This window comes from Cellulomonas algicola, assembly GCF_019024305.1.
Lineage (GTDB): Bacteria > Actinomycetota > Actinomycetes > Actinomycetales > Cellulomonadaceae > Cellulomonas > Cellulomonas algicola.
In genome coordinates, this window is record NZ_JAHKSJ010000002.1 from 618,140 (window position 1) to 633,201 (window position 15,062).

The 15,062-nt window shown below is 74.1% G+C and carries 12 protein-coding genes; 9 read left to right on the forward strand and 3 right to left on the reverse strand.

What is annotated here, in order from left to right; translation table 11 throughout:
- Positions 1-80 precede the first annotated feature (80 nt).
- The 3 genes from KOV94_RS02855 (at position 81) to araA (ending at position 4,060) form a co-directional block, all read left to right on the forward strand.
- The gene (locus KOV94_RS02855; RefSeq protein ID WP_218051161.1) at positions 81-1,676 is read left to right on the forward strand and encodes a xylulokinase; all 1,596 of its coding nucleotides are present in this window, start codon (positions 81-83) and stop codon (positions 1,674-1,676) included.
- A 111-nt stretch (positions 1,677-1,787) separates the two neighbouring features.
- Positions 1,788-2,555, forward strand: coding sequence for an L-ribulose-5-phosphate 4-epimerase (locus KOV94_RS02860; RefSeq protein ID WP_218051162.1), 768 nt, complete (start codon positions 1,788-1,790; stop codon positions 2,553-2,555).
- Positions 2,552-4,060 carry an L-arabinose isomerase gene (gene araA / locus KOV94_RS02865; protein ID WP_218051163.1) on the forward strand — a complete coding sequence of 503 codons (1,509 nt, stop codon included), beginning with the start codon at positions 2,552-2,554 and terminating at the stop codon, positions 4,058-4,060. Before KOV94_RS02860 ends, araA begins: the two co-directional genes overlap by 4 nt.
- Before the next feature lie 56 nt (positions 4,061-4,116).
- Here the strand turns inward: araA and KOV94_RS02870 are convergent, their stop codons facing one another.
- A complete protein-coding gene (locus KOV94_RS02870) occupies positions 4,117-4,536 on the reverse strand; it encodes a hypothetical protein (RefSeq protein ID WP_124341318.1) in 420 nt (139 codons plus the stop codon).
- Positions 4,537-4,571: 35 nt separating this feature from the next.
- Positions 4,572-8,594 (reverse strand): SGNH/GDSL hydrolase family protein, encoded by a 4,023-nt coding sequence (locus tag KOV94_RS02875; RefSeq protein ID WP_218051164.1) that lies wholly within the window; start codon positions 8,592-8,594, stop codon positions 4,572-4,574.
- A 584-nt stretch (positions 8,595-9,178) separates the two neighbouring features.
- On the opposite strand from KOV94_RS02875, the gene KOV94_RS02880 reads away from it, so the two are divergent.
- The 6 genes from KOV94_RS02880 to KOV94_RS02905 all read left to right on the forward strand — a co-directional run bounded on the left by KOV94_RS02880 (position 9,179) and on the right by KOV94_RS02905 (position 14,692).
- Positions 9,179-9,376 (forward strand): hypothetical protein, encoded by a 198-nt coding sequence (locus KOV94_RS02880; RefSeq protein ID WP_124341316.1) that lies wholly within the window; start codon positions 9,179-9,181, stop codon positions 9,374-9,376.
- 287 nt (positions 9,377-9,663) lie between these two features.
- Positions 9,664-10,803, forward strand: coding sequence for a hypothetical protein (locus KOV94_RS02885; RefSeq protein ID WP_218051165.1), 1,140 nt, complete (start codon positions 9,664-9,666; stop codon positions 10,801-10,803).
- A gap of 77 nt (positions 10,804-10,880) precedes the next feature.
- Positions 10,881-12,386: a chaplin family protein gene (locus KOV94_RS02890; protein WP_218051166.1), complete on the forward strand. Its 1,506-nt coding sequence runs from the start codon at positions 10,881-10,883 to the stop codon at positions 12,384-12,386.
- Between the two features lie 142 nt (positions 12,387-12,528).
- Positions 12,529-13,044, forward strand: a complete 516-nt coding sequence (locus KOV94_RS02895; protein ID WP_218051167.1) for a GNAT family N-acetyltransferase — start codon at positions 12,529-12,531, stop codon at positions 13,042-13,044.
- A 101-nt stretch (positions 13,045-13,145) separates the two neighbouring features.
- The gene (locus KOV94_RS02900) at positions 13,146-13,793 is read left to right on the forward strand and encodes a TetR/AcrR family transcriptional regulator (protein WP_124341313.1); all 648 of its coding nucleotides are present in this window, start codon (positions 13,146-13,148) and stop codon (positions 13,791-13,793) included.
- Between the two features lie 107 nt (positions 13,794-13,900).
- The gene (locus KOV94_RS02905; RefSeq protein WP_218051168.1) at positions 13,901-14,692 is read left to right on the forward strand and encodes a putative protein N(5)-glutamine methyltransferase; all 792 of its coding nucleotides are present in this window, start codon (positions 13,901-13,903) and stop codon (positions 14,690-14,692) included.
- On the opposite strand, the gene KOV94_RS02910 is transcribed toward KOV94_RS02905, so the two are convergent.
- The gene (locus tag KOV94_RS02910) at positions 14,658-15,062 is read right to left on the reverse strand and encodes a DoxX family protein (RefSeq protein WP_218051169.1); all 405 of its coding nucleotides are present in this window, start codon (positions 15,060-15,062) and stop codon (positions 14,658-14,660) included. The two genes, KOV94_RS02905 and KOV94_RS02910, sit on opposite strands and share 35 nt — an antisense overlap.

Sequence of the window (15,062 nt, forward strand, 5' to 3'; positions counted from 1 at the left end):
ACCGCGATCTGACGGTGCACGAGCGAGGGGTGCCCGGCACGTCGTCGGCACCCGCCACCAGCGACGAAGGAGCCGCGACGATGGTCGACCCCGCCCAGGCACGAGACGCGATCAGCGCAGGCGAGGCGACCCTCGGCATCGAGCTCGGCTCCACGCGCATCAAGGCGTGCCTCGTCGCCGCCGACGGCACGGTCCTCGCGACCGGCAGCCACGCGTGGGAGAACCAGTTCGTCGACCGCACGTGGACGTACTCGCTCGACGCCGTCTGGACCGGCCTGCAGGAGTCCGTCGCGGCGCTGCTCGCGGACGCCGAGGAGAAGCACGGCGTGCGGCCGACGGCCCTGCGCGCGCTCGGCGTCTCCGCGATGATGCACGGCTACCTCGCGTTCGACGCCGACGGCGAGCTGCTCGTGCCGTTCCGCACGTGGCGCAACACGTCGACCGAGGCCGCGGCCACCGAGCTCACGGGCCTGTTCGGGCACAACATCCCGCTGCGCTGGTCGATCGCGCACCTCTACCAGGCGGTGCTCGACGAGGAGCCGCACGTCCCGCAGGTCGCGTTCGTCACGACGCTCGCCGGGTACGTGCACTGGAAGCTCACCGGCAGCCGGGTGCTGGGCGTCGGCGACGCGTCGGGCGTCTTCCCGATCGACCCCGCGACGCGCGACTACGACGCGCGCATGCTCGCCCAGTTCGACGACCTCGTCGCCGAGCGCCAGCCCGGCCTGCGCCTCGCCGACGTGCTGCCCGAGGTGCTCGTCGCGGGCCAGGAGGCGGGCCGCCTGACCGACGAGGGCGCCGCGCTGCTCGACCCGTCGGGCACGCTGCGCTCCGGGACCCCCTTCTGCCCGCCCGAGGGCGACGCCGGCACCGGCATGGTCGCGACCAACGCGGTCGCGCCCCGCACCGGCAACGTCAGCGTCGGCACCAGCATCTTCGCGATGATCGTGCTCGAGAAGGCGCTCGAGCGGGTGCACACCGAGATCGACCTCGTGACGACGCCCGCGGGCGACCTCGTCGCGATGGTGCACTGCAACAACGGTGCGAGCGAGCTCGGCGCGTGGGCCGAGGTGTTCCGCCAGTTCGCGGTCGCGTCCGGCCACGACACCGACGCCGACGCGGTCTTCGGCACGTTCCTGCGCGCGGCGCTCGACGGTGACGCCGACGGCGGCGGCCTCCTCGCGTACAACTTCCTGTCCGGCGAGCCCATCGCGGGCCTCGCGGAGGGCCGCCCGCTCGTCGTCCGCACGCCCGACAGCCGCCTCACGCTCGCCAACGTCGCGCGCACCCAGGTCTACGGCGCGTTCGGCACGCTCAGCCTCGGCATGCGGCTGCTCGCCGAGGAGGGCGTCGAGGTCGACGCGCTCTTCGCGCACGGCGGCCTGTTCCGCACCGCGGGCGTCGCGCAGCGGCTGCTCGCGGCCGCCGTCGACGCGCCCGTCGCGGTCGGCGACACCGCGAGCGAGGGTGGCGCGTGGGGGATCGCGGTGCTCGCCGCCTACCTCGACGCGTCCGACGAGCTCGACCTCGGCGCGTACCTGAGCACGCGGGTCTTCGCCGACGCGAAGGTCGACGTCGTCGAGCCCGACGCGGACGACGTGCGCGGCTTCACCGCCTACCTCGAGCGCTACACGGCCGGCCTGGCGATCGCGCAGGCGGCGGCGGACGCCGTCTGAGGCTGCCACCCGCACCGCCCGCACCCGCCCGGCGCACCGACGACACCCGCACGACGTACGCACGACGCACGACGCACGACGCACGACGACGAGACACGGAGCGAGACCCGCATGACGACACCCCTGGACGCCTACCCCGACGACGTGCGCGCCGCCGTCGCCACCACGCGCGAGGTCGTCGCGCGCCTGCACGCCGAGCTGCCGCGCTGGGGGCTGGTCGTGTGGACCGCGGGCAACGTCTCGCAGCGCGTCGTCGTCGACCCGGCAGGCCCGGGCGCGCGGGACCTGCTCGTCATCAAGCCGTCGGGCGTGACGTACGACGAGCTCACGCCCGAGTCGATGGTCGTCTGCGACCTCGACGGGAACCTCGTCGACGGCACGCGCGCCCCGTCGTCCGACACCGCGGCGCACGCGTACGTCTACGCGCACATGAGCGAGGTCGGCGGCGTCGTGCACACGCACTCCACGTACGCGACGGCGTGGGCCGCGCGCGCCGAGCCCGTGCCGTGCGTGCTCACGATGATGGCCGACGAGTTCGGCGGCGACATCCCGATCGGGCCGTTCGCGCTCATCGGCGACGACTCCATCGGCCGCGGCATCGTCGAGACCCTGCGCGAGTCGCGCAGCCCGGCGGTCCTCATGCGCAACCACGGCCCGTTCACGATCGGCCGCGACGCGAAGGCCGCCGTCAAGGCCGCCGTCATGGTCGAGGAGGTCGCGCGCACCGTGCACATCTCCCGCCAGCTCGGCGAGCCGCTGCCCATCGCGCAGGAGCACGTCGACTCGCTGTACGACCGCTACCAGAACGTCTACGGCCAGGGCACCGCAGCCCCCGCCGCCGGCACCACCACCGACACCGAGCAGGAGAACGCCCGATGACCAAGCCCTACGCCGACCGCGAGATCTGGTTCCTCACCGGCAGCCAGGACCTGTACGGCGAGGAGACGCTGCGCCAGGTCGCGGAGCAGTCGCAGGAGGTCGCGCGCCTGCTGCAGGACTCCGACGAGGTCCCCGCGACGGTCGTCTGGAAGCCCGTCCTCAAGGACTCGGCCGCGATCCGCCGCGCCGCGCTCGACGCGAACGCCGCCGACAACGTGCTCGGCGTCGTCGTCTGGATGCACACGTTCTCCCCGGCGAAGATGTGGATCGCCGGCCTCGACGCGCTGCGCAAGCCGCTCCTGCACCTGCACACGCAGGCCGACGTGGAGCTGCCGTGGGACACCATCGACATGGACTTCATGAACCTCAACCAGGCCGCCCACGGCGACCGTGAGTTCGGGTACATGGCGACGCGCCTCGGCACCGCGCGCAAGACCGTCGTCGGGCACGCGTCGAACCCCGCCGTCCGCGCGTCCATCGGCACGTGGGTCCGCGCGGCCGCCGGCTGGGCCGCGACGCACGAGCTCCGCCTCGTCCGGTTCGGCGACAACATGCGCAACGTCGCCGTCACCGAGGGCGACAAGACCGAGGCCGAGCTGCGGTTCGGCGTCTCCGTCAACACGTGGGGCGTGAACGACCTCGTCGCCGCGGTCGAGGCCGTCGACGACGCCGCGGTCGACGCGCTCGTCGCCGAGTACGAGGACCTGTACGACGTCGTCCCGTCGCTGCGTCGGGGCGGCGACCAGCACGAGTCGCTGCGGTACGGCGCGCGTCAGGAGATCGCGCTGCGCACCTTCCTCGAGTCCGTCGGTGCCAAGGCGTTCACGACGAACTTCGAGGACCTGGGTGCCCTGCGCCAGCTCCCCGGGCTCGCCGTCCAGCGGCTGATGGCCGACGGCTACGGCTTCGGCGCCGAGGGCGACTGGAAGACCGCCGTGCTCGTCCGCGCGGCCAAGGTCATGGGCCAGGGCCTGCCCGGCGGCGCTTCCCTCATGGAGGACTACACCTACGACCTCACGCCCGGCGACGAGCGCATCCTCGGCGCCCACATGCTCGAGATCTGCCCGACGCTCACCACGTCGAAGCCGACGCTCGAGATCCACCCGCTCGGCATCGGCGGCAAGGAGGACCCCGTCCGCCTGGTGTTCGACACCGATCCGGGCGTCGGCGTCGTCGTCTCGCTCGCCGACATGCGCGACCGGTTCCGCCTCACCGCGAACGTCGTCGACGTCGTGCCGCCGACCGCCGCGCTCCCGAACCTGCCCGTCGCGCGTGCCGTCTGGCAGCCCCGCCCCGACTTCCGCACCTCCGCCGAGGCGTGGCTCACCGCGGGCGGCGCGCACCACACCGTGCTGTCCACGGCCGTCGGCATCGAGGTGTTCGAGGACTTCGCCGAGATCGCCCGCACCGAGCTCCTCGTCATCGACGAGTCCACGACCCGCCGCGGCTTCCGCGAGCAGGTCCGCTGGAACCAGGCCTACTGGCGGCTCGCCCAGGGCCTCTGACCCGGGTCCGACCACGGACGAGGGGGCCCGACCGGCGCGGTCGGGCCCCCTCGCCGTCACTGCGCCAGGTCGGCGTCGATCCCGTCGCGCGGCGCGTCGGCTTCCTCCGGGCAGTCGACGTCGGTCAGCCTGACCTCTCGCGTCGTGTACTCGAGGGTGATCTCGACGCACAGGTTGGCGAAGACGCTCTCGTAGCCGATGACTCCCTGCTCCTCCGCAGACCCGACGACGAGGAGCTGCCAGGCGGCAGATCCTCCGCCGGTCGACGAGCGCTCCCACCACCGCACCTGGCCCTGGTTCGAGAGCTCCTGCTCGACCGCCTCCACGATCTGCTCAGGCTCCGCTCCGGTGTCGCGCTCGACCGCGTCGCGCACGACCGCCTCGACGACCGCGCCGTCCAGCTGCGCGTCCCTGACCGCCCGGCGGTCGACCGAGGAGCAGCCGGTGGCGACGGTGGTGGTGACGGCTGCGAGCACCGCCGTCACCACCACACGGCGTCGGGACGTCGGTGTCATCCGCCCATCGCCGTGAACGCGCTCGTCGCGACGCCTGCGTAGGCCCGGTACCCGTCGACCGTGGGGTGCATGCCCTTCGCCGCGGGCTTCCACCAGTCGTCCCACCCGGACTCGTCGCTCTCGCTCTTGTCCCACATCACGCTGTGGATGTACGCCGGCGAACCTCCGCAGATCGTCTTGCCGTCGAACGCCTCCACGGGCGAGGCGAACGTGGCGAACTCGGTCCCCTCGATGTCGTTCGCACGGTCGACCGCCGCCGACATCTCCGCGTTGAGCAACTCGCTCACGCGGTTCAGCCAGTCCACCTCGCTGGCGTCGATGGCGATCGAGACCGGGTCCAGGCAGACGTGTCCCGAGAAGAGCTTGGGGTATCCCATGAGCATGACCTTGGCGTTCTCCCCTCGGTCCCGGATGGCGAGCAAGGTCTCGGTGACGGCCGGCCCCACCTCGTCCGCGATCTTGTTCTCGATCCCCGCCGCGTAGGGGCTCCTGCCGTCCGTGATGACGTTGTAGTGGCAGTGCGGGGTGATGCTGCAGAACATCGCGATCTTCGAGAAGCCGGTGTCGTTCCCCCCGATGGAGATCGTGACCCGGGTGGTGCTCTCGTCGATGAACCCCCGATCGAGCTGCGACAGCGCCTGGTACTGACCGTCCGTCACGACCTGGTTCGTCTTGGCGCCCGAGCAGGCGAGCAGGTGGTAGTCCATCGTCGGGTCCAGCGCGTCGGCGCGCTGACCGATCGTCTGGCTCGACCCGGGCATCGTCGCCAGGCGGGACCAGGTCTGCGGCGAACGGTGGCACGCGTTCCGGTACCGCGGATCGTTGCCGAACTGGTTCGACTCCGCGTAGTAGTCGTCCGTGCCCTCCCCCGAGGAGTACGAGTCCCCGAGCGCGACGACGATGTCCTTGGGGCGCTGAGGGAGCGGGACGAAGGCGACTGCGTCGAACGCGATGTCCTCGTTCTTGCTGGGAGTGACAGGGTTGCCCTGCCCGTCCACCGTGTCCCCGTGCTCCGTCTCGGTCGAGAGCGAGACCTTCGGGACGCCGTCGATGTCGAAGACGCCGAGCGACACCCACCCGTTGCGCTCCGTGCGCTGCAGGACGGATCGCAGCTTCGGCTCGCCGACGCCGGTGTGGACGCGGTAGTTCGCCTCCTGCGTGTGCGCGCCGTGGTCGGGCAGGTGCACGAGGACCCGCGCCCACTGGTCGAGGGGCCGGTCGAGCGTCCACGTACCCGTGAACTCCATCGACCCGTTCCGCACGGCCTCCGTCCGCGTGTGCCCGAACCAGAAGTGCGCGCCGTAGCCGGCGCCGAGCTGGTGCAGGTCCATCTTGGACGGGAACTCGGTCGGATCGTCTGCGCTGCTGAACGTGAACCTGAAGGTTCCGGCGGACGTGGCGGGCGACGAGCAGCCCGAGCGGACCGGTGCTGTGCCGGCGGGGACGTCGTCGATGACGAGCGCGTTCGAGGGGAGCCCTGTCGGTCCGCAGACCGGTGGGTACGCGTTGCCGTCCTCCTGGTAGGCGTACCCGGCGACGAAGCGGATGAACGGGTTGCCGCAGCTGTAGGAGCAGTTGGTCTTCCACATGACGGGTTTGTGGGACCAGCAGCGGTAGTCCATGACGCCGTGGCTGTTCTTGTGCACGCACTGGCCGTAGGAGTCCATGTACACGCAACCGTCAGCCGGGTCGCAGAACGCGCCGACGGGCGGCTTCGCGCCGAGCCGGTTGCTGTTCTCGAGCGTGTTCTCGCCGTTCCACCATGCCGGCCGGAAGGCCCCGACGAAGGTGCCGGGCGACTCGAGGAGCGACGGGGGGAAGGCGGCGAACCCGATGACCCGCTCGGGGTAGGGCCAGTCCTGCGGGTGCGTCGCGTCGGCAGGGTTCTTGTGGAAGAACCCTCGGGTGGGCGGGTAGCTGGGGTTCGCCGGGTTGTTCACCCAGCCCACGCCCCAGGCGCCGTTGCGCTCCTGCGTGTTCTTGTCGGCCTCCGGGTAGAAGCCCGAGTTGTACGCCCAGATCGCGTAGAACCAGTTCTCGATCTTCGAGGGGTCGCCGCCGTTGATCTTCATGCCGGCGTCGTACGTCTGGTTCCACTTCTCCTGCAGGATCTGAAGGCCCGCGGCGACGTTGGCGGCGAAGTCGAGCGCGATGGCGCGCTGCTGGTTCCAGCTGCGCCCGCCGGGCATCCCCGTGTCCGCGAGGCGCATGCCGTCCGTGACCTGCGCGACCCCGTACCCGCAGTCGACTGCGGCGAAGTCGGGGTTGAACCGGTCGGGGTCGTTCGCCTCGAGGCCGTTCTTGATCCCGTAGTAGTTGCCGATCAGAGGGCTGCCCGACACGCCGGGGACGACGTAGCCGTTCGCCTGCCACAGGTTGGACTCCTGGGCGAGGATGCCGAGCATCACCTGCGAGGGCACCTCGCCGCCGCCACGGAGCGGGATCGACGGGAACATCCCCTGCGGCGTGTAGGCGGGCATCTGGAGGTTCTTCCAGTTGGCCGGCCGCTGGACGGTGAGCGCACCCTTCACGGCCTGGTTCACGGCCCACTCGACCTGCCGCGGCTTGGGCTGGACCGTCTGGTTGAGCAGCGAGTTGCGCGGCACGGAGCAGCCACGGCCCACGTCGACCGTGTCGTGCACGCCGTACGGGTCGTCAGCGGCGGTCGTCACGGCGGACGGCGCGGTCACCCCGCGGTCGAGGGTGCGCGACGGCGGGGCCGAGAGCGGCCGCTGGTCGGCGCCGGTCGGCTCGGCGGCACCGGCGTCCGGCGCTGCGGTGCCGGGCGCGACGCCGTCGACGACCGCGTCGACGGCGACCGTGCGACCGGTCGAGAGGCTGGTGACGCGGGTCTCGAGCGTCGAGAGCGGGGCGGTCACGTCGACGCTCCCGTCGGGTCCGCGCACCGGGAGGTGGTCGGACGTCACGTCGACGACGACGGAGCCGTCGACGCTCACCTCCGCGTCCGTCGGCACAGCCGCGACGCGGACCGTCGCGGGGAGCGTGCGCGAGGCCTTGGCCTTGCCCGTGAGCAGGACCTGACCGCGCGGCGTGCGTGTCACGCCGACCTCGGCGAGGGGCCCCGTCGCGAGTGCGGGAGCGGCCGTCCGCGGCCGGGGCTTCGTGATGCGTGCGGCGTCGAGGCGGCGTGCGGTCGCCGTCGTCCCGTCGTGCTCGAGGAAGACGACCCCACCGTCCGCGTCGGTCGTCAGCTCGTAGGGCACCGAGGTCGTGCGGGCGAGCGCGATGACGTGACCCGCGCCGTCGATGCGCGCGACCTGCGTCCCGACGGCCGCGACGACCCCGGAGCCGGTCGGGACGGCCGACGTGACCTGACCCGACACGTCGACCGGGGCGTCGACGGTCGCGGCCACGGCGTCGACGGTGACCAGTCGCGTCGCGGCGAGCTCGTCGCCACCCGACACCGTGAGCACGGCGTCCTCGTCGTGCCCGCACGACGGCGTGAAGTACTCGAGGCTCCCGCGGACCGGCAGGTCCGCCACCGTCCCGCTGGTCAGGTCGACGACCGCCGTCCACGCGCCCTGGAGGAACAGCTCGGGCTCGTTGGTGAACGAGCGCGGCGCGTAGGCGACGACGAGCCGGTCGCCCGACTCCGTGAGGCACGCGTTCCCGATCCATCGGTCGGTCTCGATGCCGGGCTGGGCCAACGTCGCGACCGTCCGCCACGCGTAGCCGTCGGACGCGTCGGCGAGGAGGACGTGCAGGCCCGCGGGGTCGCCGGAGAGCGTCCACGCCTGGTCGGTCGAGGTCTCCCACCCGTCGCCGAGCGTGGCGTCGCGCTGGTCGATCGGGATCTCGGTCGTGAGGTCGTCGACCGCCGGCGCCTCGACCACCTGGTCCGTGCCGGGTGGGAGCTGCGACGGGCCGGCGGGGGCGCCCCCCGCGGCGGCGGCCGGCGGCGCGTCGGGCTGGGTCGGCGCCGCCTGGGCGCCGGTCACCGTCAGCGCACCGAGCGCGACGAGGACGGTGAGAGTGCGTGCCGGACGACCGATGCGCATGCGTGCCCCCTGAGTCGGCGAGCAGCGCGTGCGGCCGTCGCGGGCGACACCCTGGTGGATACGAGGACGCTGCGTCAATGGTCGTGTGACCGACGAGCCCCGCCATAGCACAGCGGGTCCTTCTTCGAGCAGGATTTTCCCCCAACCGCACGATCTGACGTGGGCAGACGTGCGTTCTCTCACCCCGTCGAAAGGCGTCGGACGCTATGACTCTCGACGGGTCGAGGGTGCTTCACGGGTCCCGGCCGAACCTGTCGGGCACGAAACCGGGCACGCGTGAGAACGTCGGAGAAACGTCGCCGCCGATCGCCCGCCGCGCCGTTCTTCGCGGGCTCGGCGGGACCTCCGCCTGGTGCTCCGAGGTGCAGGGACGTCGCTCGTCCCGGTCGTGGGACACGCACGTCGTGGCAGGCACGTGTCGTTTCGGTCGATGCCCCGCGGGAGCATTGCCGAGGCGGGACCAGAATGCCGTGACGGTCCACCTCCCTCGCACGTGCCACGACGGAATGCGAGCCCCCAGGCGGGCGTTGTGCCGGGTGAGTCGCCGCGACCCGGTCTGCGGCGGCCACGAGGAGGGGCGGACGATGAGCGAGGCAACCGGCACGACGACGACGGTCGACCTGGACGACCCGCGCACCCTCATCGAGTTCAGCGTCCTCCTCGCCAACGGCCGCCTCGCCGGTCGGAAGTTCGCCTCACGCGCCGACGCCGAGGCGTGGGCCCGGCCGGACGAGGGTGACGAGGTCGTCGAGTACAACCTCGTCTGCGAGTGCGCGGTCTGAGCTGAAGGGCCGGCGGCGGGGCCGCTCGAGAGTTCCCCGCACCGTCACGCACGCGATGCCGGACGACCCGCTGGTCCGAACGGATGACGCGTCCGGCTCCGCCGCGGTGTGTCTTGTCGAGGAGCGGCGGCCGTCGGGCCCGTGCCGACCTGCGGTGACGCCACGACCGCGGCGACGTGCACGCGCGCGCTCACGTGCCCCGTGCCCGACCGCCCTCCGGTTGCCGGGCGCAACCGGCCTTCGTACGGTCGGTCGCACGGAGAAGTTGCTCAGGGGGAGTGACGACGATGTCGACGACTCGCAGCGGTGCGACGGCCGCAGGAGCCACGTGGCTCCTGCGCGGCCTCCTCGCGCTCGTCGGCCTCGCCCTCCTCGTCCTCGTGCAGAGCGTCCTGTCCGCGCCGCGCGCCCACGCCGCCGAGCCGGCACCGACCGACCTCCACGCGAGCGGGGCCGCGGCCGAGGGCGGTGTGCCGACCGCGCTCGCGGGGGTCCTCCCCGCGGTGGTCGACGCCGTCGTGGCCCCGGTCGTCGAGCCCGTCGTGGAGCGGGCCGTCGCACCCGTCGCGCAGCCCGTGGTCGAGCACGTCGTCACGCCGGTGGCCCAGTCCTTCGTCGAGCGGGTCGTCACGCCCGTCGCGCAGCCGGTCGCGGAGCAGGTCGTCGCGCCCGCCGTCCAGCCCACCCTCACGACGGTCGCCGCACCCGCGGCGCCGGTGAGCGCCCAGGTCACGGCCCCTGCGGCGGCCGTCGCCGCACCCGTCGGCGACGCTCTCGCCCCGACGGTCGAGGCTCTCGACGCCGCCGTCGCACCGTTGCGCCCCGTCGTCGACGCGGTCACGCCGGTCCTCGACGGGGCGGCGCCGCTGGTCGGACCGCTCGCCTCCGCTCTCCGACCGCTCACCGACGTCGTCGCACCCTTGGGCGGGGCGCTCGCGCCCGCCACCGACGGCCTCGACGTCCTCGATCCCGTCGTCGACCGACTCCGGCCGGTCGTCGACGCGGCGCTCCCGGGGGCCGTGCCCACCGACGCGGCGACCGGGGTCGCGCAGCCGGCGTCGACGGCCACCGCGCCCGAGCCGCTCGTGACGTCCGAGCCCACCAGCCCGGTGACCGTCGCGGCGCGCCACGCGGTGCCCGTGCGTTCCGCCGGTGACGTGCCGGCGGGTCCGTCGACCGTCTCGACGACGACCGCACGCTCCTCCGGTGTGCCGGTGCCGTCCGATCCGGCCGGCCGTGGCCCGTCCGACGTGCCCGGCAGCACCCCGACCACGCCCAGCAGCACGTCCGGGGCGCGCGGCGGCGACACGCCCGCCGTGCTCGCGACCGCCGCGCACCAGCCGGACGTCGGGCGCTGCCTCCTCGGCGGCACGCTCGCCGTGCCCGCGACCCCGCCCGCCGCCGAGGTTCCCCGCTCTCCCGCCTGACGGAGGACCGGCCGCGCACGTCGCGGCACGCGTCCACGGCCCGCACGGGCCACCCATCAGCACGGAGGAGCACCACCATGCACACGTTCGTCCGTCGAGCGCTGCAGACAGCGCTCGTGAGCGGCGGCATCGTCGTCGCCGGGGCCGGCCTGGCCCACGCCACGGAACCACCCGCCTCACCCGCCACCCTGTCCGTCGAACTCCAGGTCGGCGGTGCGGACGGTCTCCTCGGGCTCGCACCCGACGCGGGCACGCTCGTCCAGGCACCGGTCACCGTGCCGGTCGACGTCTCCGGAGTCGCCGTCGCGGTCGGCGGGGACGCGACGTCCGTGTCCGCCGCGCCCGCCGCGGACCCGCCGCCCGCGCCCGTCACCAGCCCGGCACCGGCGCCTGCCGCGCCCGCCGCGCTCGTCGAGGTACCGGTCGTCGCGCCGGTGGACGTCGCCGGCGTGGCCATGGGCGTCCTCGGTGACGCCACGGTCGGCTCGTCCGCGTCGACCGCAGGGTCGACGGGCGGCAGCCGTCCGGACGCGCAGGGCACCGACGACGAGACCGCCGTCGCCCTTCCCGTCACCGCGCCGATCACCGTGTCCGGTGTCGCGCTCGGAGTCCTGGGTGGCGCCGCCGTCGACGGCGCGCCCACGTCCGACACGGCGGGCACCTCCTCGACGTCCGCCCCTGCCGCGCTCGTCAGCGCGCCGGTGACCGCGCCCGTCCACCTCTCGGGCATCGCGGTCGGCGTGCTGGGGGACGCTTCGGTCGCGGGTGCGCCCGTCGGCACGAGCGACGGGCCGGCGAGCCGACCGGAGACGGACGGCTCGCCGGTCAGCGCGCCGGTCACCGTGCCGGTCAGCGTCTCCGGGGTGGCGCTCGGCGTCCTGGGCGACGCGGTCGTCGAGGGCGCGTCCGACACGACGCCCTCGGCCACGGGTCCGACCGGTGCGACGTCCGGCGGCGCGCTCGTCGAGGCACCGGTGACGGTCCCGGTCGACGTGTCCGGGGTCGCACTCGGTGTCCTGGGTGACGCCGCCGTCGACGGCATGTCGACGAGCACGGGGTCGGCGGGCTCGACGTCCGGCGACGGGCTCGTGTCCGTGCCGGTGACGCTGCCGGTCGACGTCGCGGGCGTCGCCGCCGGCATCGGTGGTGACGCGACCGTCGGGACCGCGGCCGGGACGACCCCCGGCACGGTGCCGGGCTCGACGGGCTCGACGAGCTCGACGGGCTCGAACGGATCGGTGTCCGGCGGCGGCACCGTGGGCACGGGCGGCAGCGCGGTGGGGACGCTGCCGGTCGTGGGGGGTGGCGGAGCGTCGGGCTCCGCGCCGGCGTCGACGCCGACAGGGGCGGCGCGTGCCGCGACCGCGATCACGGCGGGCTCCGGGGCGGCGCTCGCGGCTGCCGGGCTGCCGTCCGCACTCGCCGCGACGGGGGCCTCGCCGTGGCTGGGCGGTCTCGCGGTGGTCGCGCTGGTCGGCATCGGCCTGACGCTCCGTCAGGCCGCGACCTCGACCCGCGACCACGGTCGTCGTCAGCTGCTCGACCACGTGCCGACGCAGCGCCAGGCGCCGCCGACGCGGTGAGCGCGTCCCGTGGGGCGGCCGGACGACGGTCGCCCCACGGGCGTGCCCTGGCGAGTGCCGCCGCGCCCGCGCACGCCGACCGTCGGGCCCGTGCGTGGACCTCCGGACGGTCAGGACCGGTGCGCGGGTAACGTCACGGCCCGTGACCACGACGCTCTCGGGTGGCGCCGTCCTGCGCCCCGCCCGCCCCGGTGACGAGCCCGGCATCCTCGCCTGCATCCGCGAGCTCGCGGAGTACGAGCGCGAGCCGGACGCCGTCGAGACGACCGAGACCGACCTGACGGCCGCGCTGTTCGGCGACCACCCGGCGGTGTTCGCGCACGTCGTCGAGCGCGACGGCGCCGTCGTCGGGATCTCGGTGTGGTTCCTCAACTACTCCACGTGGACCGGCCGGCACGGCCTCTACCTCGAGGACCTGTACGTCCGCGCCGACCAGCGTGGCCACGGCTACGGGCAGGCGCTGCTGCGGAACCTCGCGGCGATCGCGGTCGAGCGCGGGTACGCCCGGGTCGACTGGGCGGTGCTCGACTGGAACGCGCCGTCGATCGCGTTCTACCGCTCGCTCGGCGCGTTCCCGATGGACGACTGGACGGGCTACCGCCTCACGGGCGACGCCCTGGTGGCGACGGCCCGACCGGTCGCCGTCCGGGGTGCGTAGAGGGAGCAGCCGCGACGGAGGTGGCCCGCGCCGACGTCCGACGCGCGGACGTGACCGCGACGCACCGGTCCGGTCTCGTCGCGCCCTCCTACGCTGGGCTGGTGCAGTCCGCCCCTGACGTCGACCCCGGCGCCGAGCCCGCGCAGACGCCGCGCCCGCGCGGGCGGCGTCCCGCCGGCGAGGACACCCGCGGGGCGATCGTCGCGGCGGCGCGCGCGGAGTTCGCCGAGAAGGGGTTCGACGCCGCGAGCGTGCGGTCGGTCGCACGTCGGGCGGGCGTGGACCCGGCGCTCGTGCGGCACTACTTCGGCGACAAGGCGTCGCTGTTCGCGGCGGGGGTCATCCCGCAGGGTGTGGACCCGGGTCGCACGGCGGCGGCCATGGTCGCCGGCGGCCTCGACGGGCTGGGTGAGCGTCTGCTGCGGACCGTCGTGGGGGTGTGGGACTCCGACGGCGGCGCGACGTTCCGCGCCGTGTTCTCGGCGCTCGGCTCCGACGGCGTCCCGCCGCACGTGATCATGGGCTACGTCGGTCGCGAGGTGTTCGCGCAGGTCAGCAGGGTCCTGCCCGGGCCTGATCCGGCCGTGCGCGTGTCGCTCGTCGCGTCCCACGTCGTGGGGGTGCTCGTGGCGCGGCACGTGCTGGGCGTCGAGCCCCTGGCGTCCCTCGACGTCGACCGGCTCGCGTCGCTCGTCGGGCCGACGCTCCAGCGCTACATGACCGACCCGCTGCCCGACACCTCGACGTGACGACCCCCGCCGTCTCCGGAGCGGCCTGCCCCCGCACGAGGTGCTCCGGGCACGACGAGCGGTCGGACCCGTCGCGCGACCGGTCCGTGCGGGCGTAGGTTCCGCACGTGCTGCCCGACATCCCCACGCTGGCCGCGCGGTTGCGCGCCGCCGGGTGCGTCTTCGCCGAGGACGAGGCCCGCCTCCTGCTCGACGCGACCGTCGACGCCGACGCGCTCGAGGGGATGGTGGCCCGACGCGTCGCGGGGGAGCCGCTCGAGCAGGTCGTCGGCTGGGCGGAGTTCTGCGGTCTGCGCGTCGTCGTCGCGCCGACCGTCTTCGTGCCGCGCCGCCGCACGGAGCTGCTGGTGCGCGAGGCCGTGGCGCTCGCCCCGGCGCGCGACGCGGTCGTGGTCGACCTGTGCTGCGGGACGGGTGCCGTGGGTCTCGCGGTGGTGTCGTCCCTGGTGGACGCGGTCCTGGTCGCGGCCGACGTGGACCCGGCGGCGGTCGTCGTGGCCCGCCGCAACCTCGTCCCGGTCGGCGGGGTCGCGCTGCTGGGCGACCTCGACGCGCCGCTGCCGGACCACCTGCGCGGTCGGGTCGACGTGCTGACCGCGAACGCCCCGTACGTGCCGTCGGACGAGGTGCGCCTCATGCCGCCGGAGGCCCGCGACCACGAGGCCCTGGTCGCGCTCGACGGGGGAGCGGACGGGCTCGACGTGCAGCGACGGGTCGCGTCCGCGGCGCCCGGCTGGCTGCGTCCGGGCGGCCACCTGCTGATCGAGACGAGCGGGCGGCAGGCGCCCGCGACCGCGGCGGCGATGTCGTCTGCCGGGCTGTTCCCGCGGGTCGTCGCGGACGACGACCTCGGGGCGACCGTGGTCATCGGCCGGTGGCACGGTCCGCTCGACGACTGACCGCGAGCGCCCACGCGACGAGGGGCACCTGGAGCGGGAGCCGTCCCCGCGCGACGACGGGGTGGCGCGACCAGTGCCGGGCACCGCGGTGCGACCGGACGGCCATGGTGACGTTGCCGGGGAAGACCCCGACGAGCAGTGCGGCGGACGCGAGCCCGCCGAGGCGTCGGGTCGCGGGCGGGACGAGCACGGCCGCGCATGCGAGCTCTGCCACCCCGCTGCCCAGGACCCACGGCTCGGGGTCGCCCAGCCGACGGGGGACGAGCGACGTGAAGATCGCTGGACGGCGCAGGTGGAGGACGCCCGCGGTACCGAGGACGGCGGCGAGCGCGAGGGCGGGACCGTGACGGCGGACCGGGTCGGGGAGCAC

Coding starts and splice junctions, on each gene's coding strand:
- KOV94_RS02855 (WP_218051161.1), top strand. CDS start 81: ATGGTCGACCCCGCCCAGGCACGAGACGCGATCAGCGCAGGCGAGGCG.
- KOV94_RS02860 (WP_218051162.1), top strand. CDS start 1,788: ATGACGACACCCCTGGACGCCTACCCCGACGACGTGCGCGCCGCCGTC.
- araA (WP_218051163.1), top strand. CDS start 2,552: ATGACCAAGCCCTACGCCGACCGCGAGATCTGGTTCCTCACCGGCAGC.
- KOV94_RS02875 (WP_218051164.1), bottom strand. CDS start 8,594: ATGCGCATCGGTCGTCCGGCACGCACTCTCACCGTCCTCGTCGCGCTC.
- KOV94_RS02880 (WP_124341316.1), top strand. CDS start 9,179: ATGAGCGAGGCAACCGGCACGACGACGACGGTCGACCTGGACGACCCG.
- KOV94_RS02885 (WP_218051165.1), top strand. CDS start 9,664: ATGTCGACGACTCGCAGCGGTGCGACGGCCGCAGGAGCCACGTGGCTC.
- KOV94_RS02890 (WP_218051166.1), top strand. CDS start 10,881: ATGCACACGTTCGTCCGTCGAGCGCTGCAGACAGCGCTCGTGAGCGGC.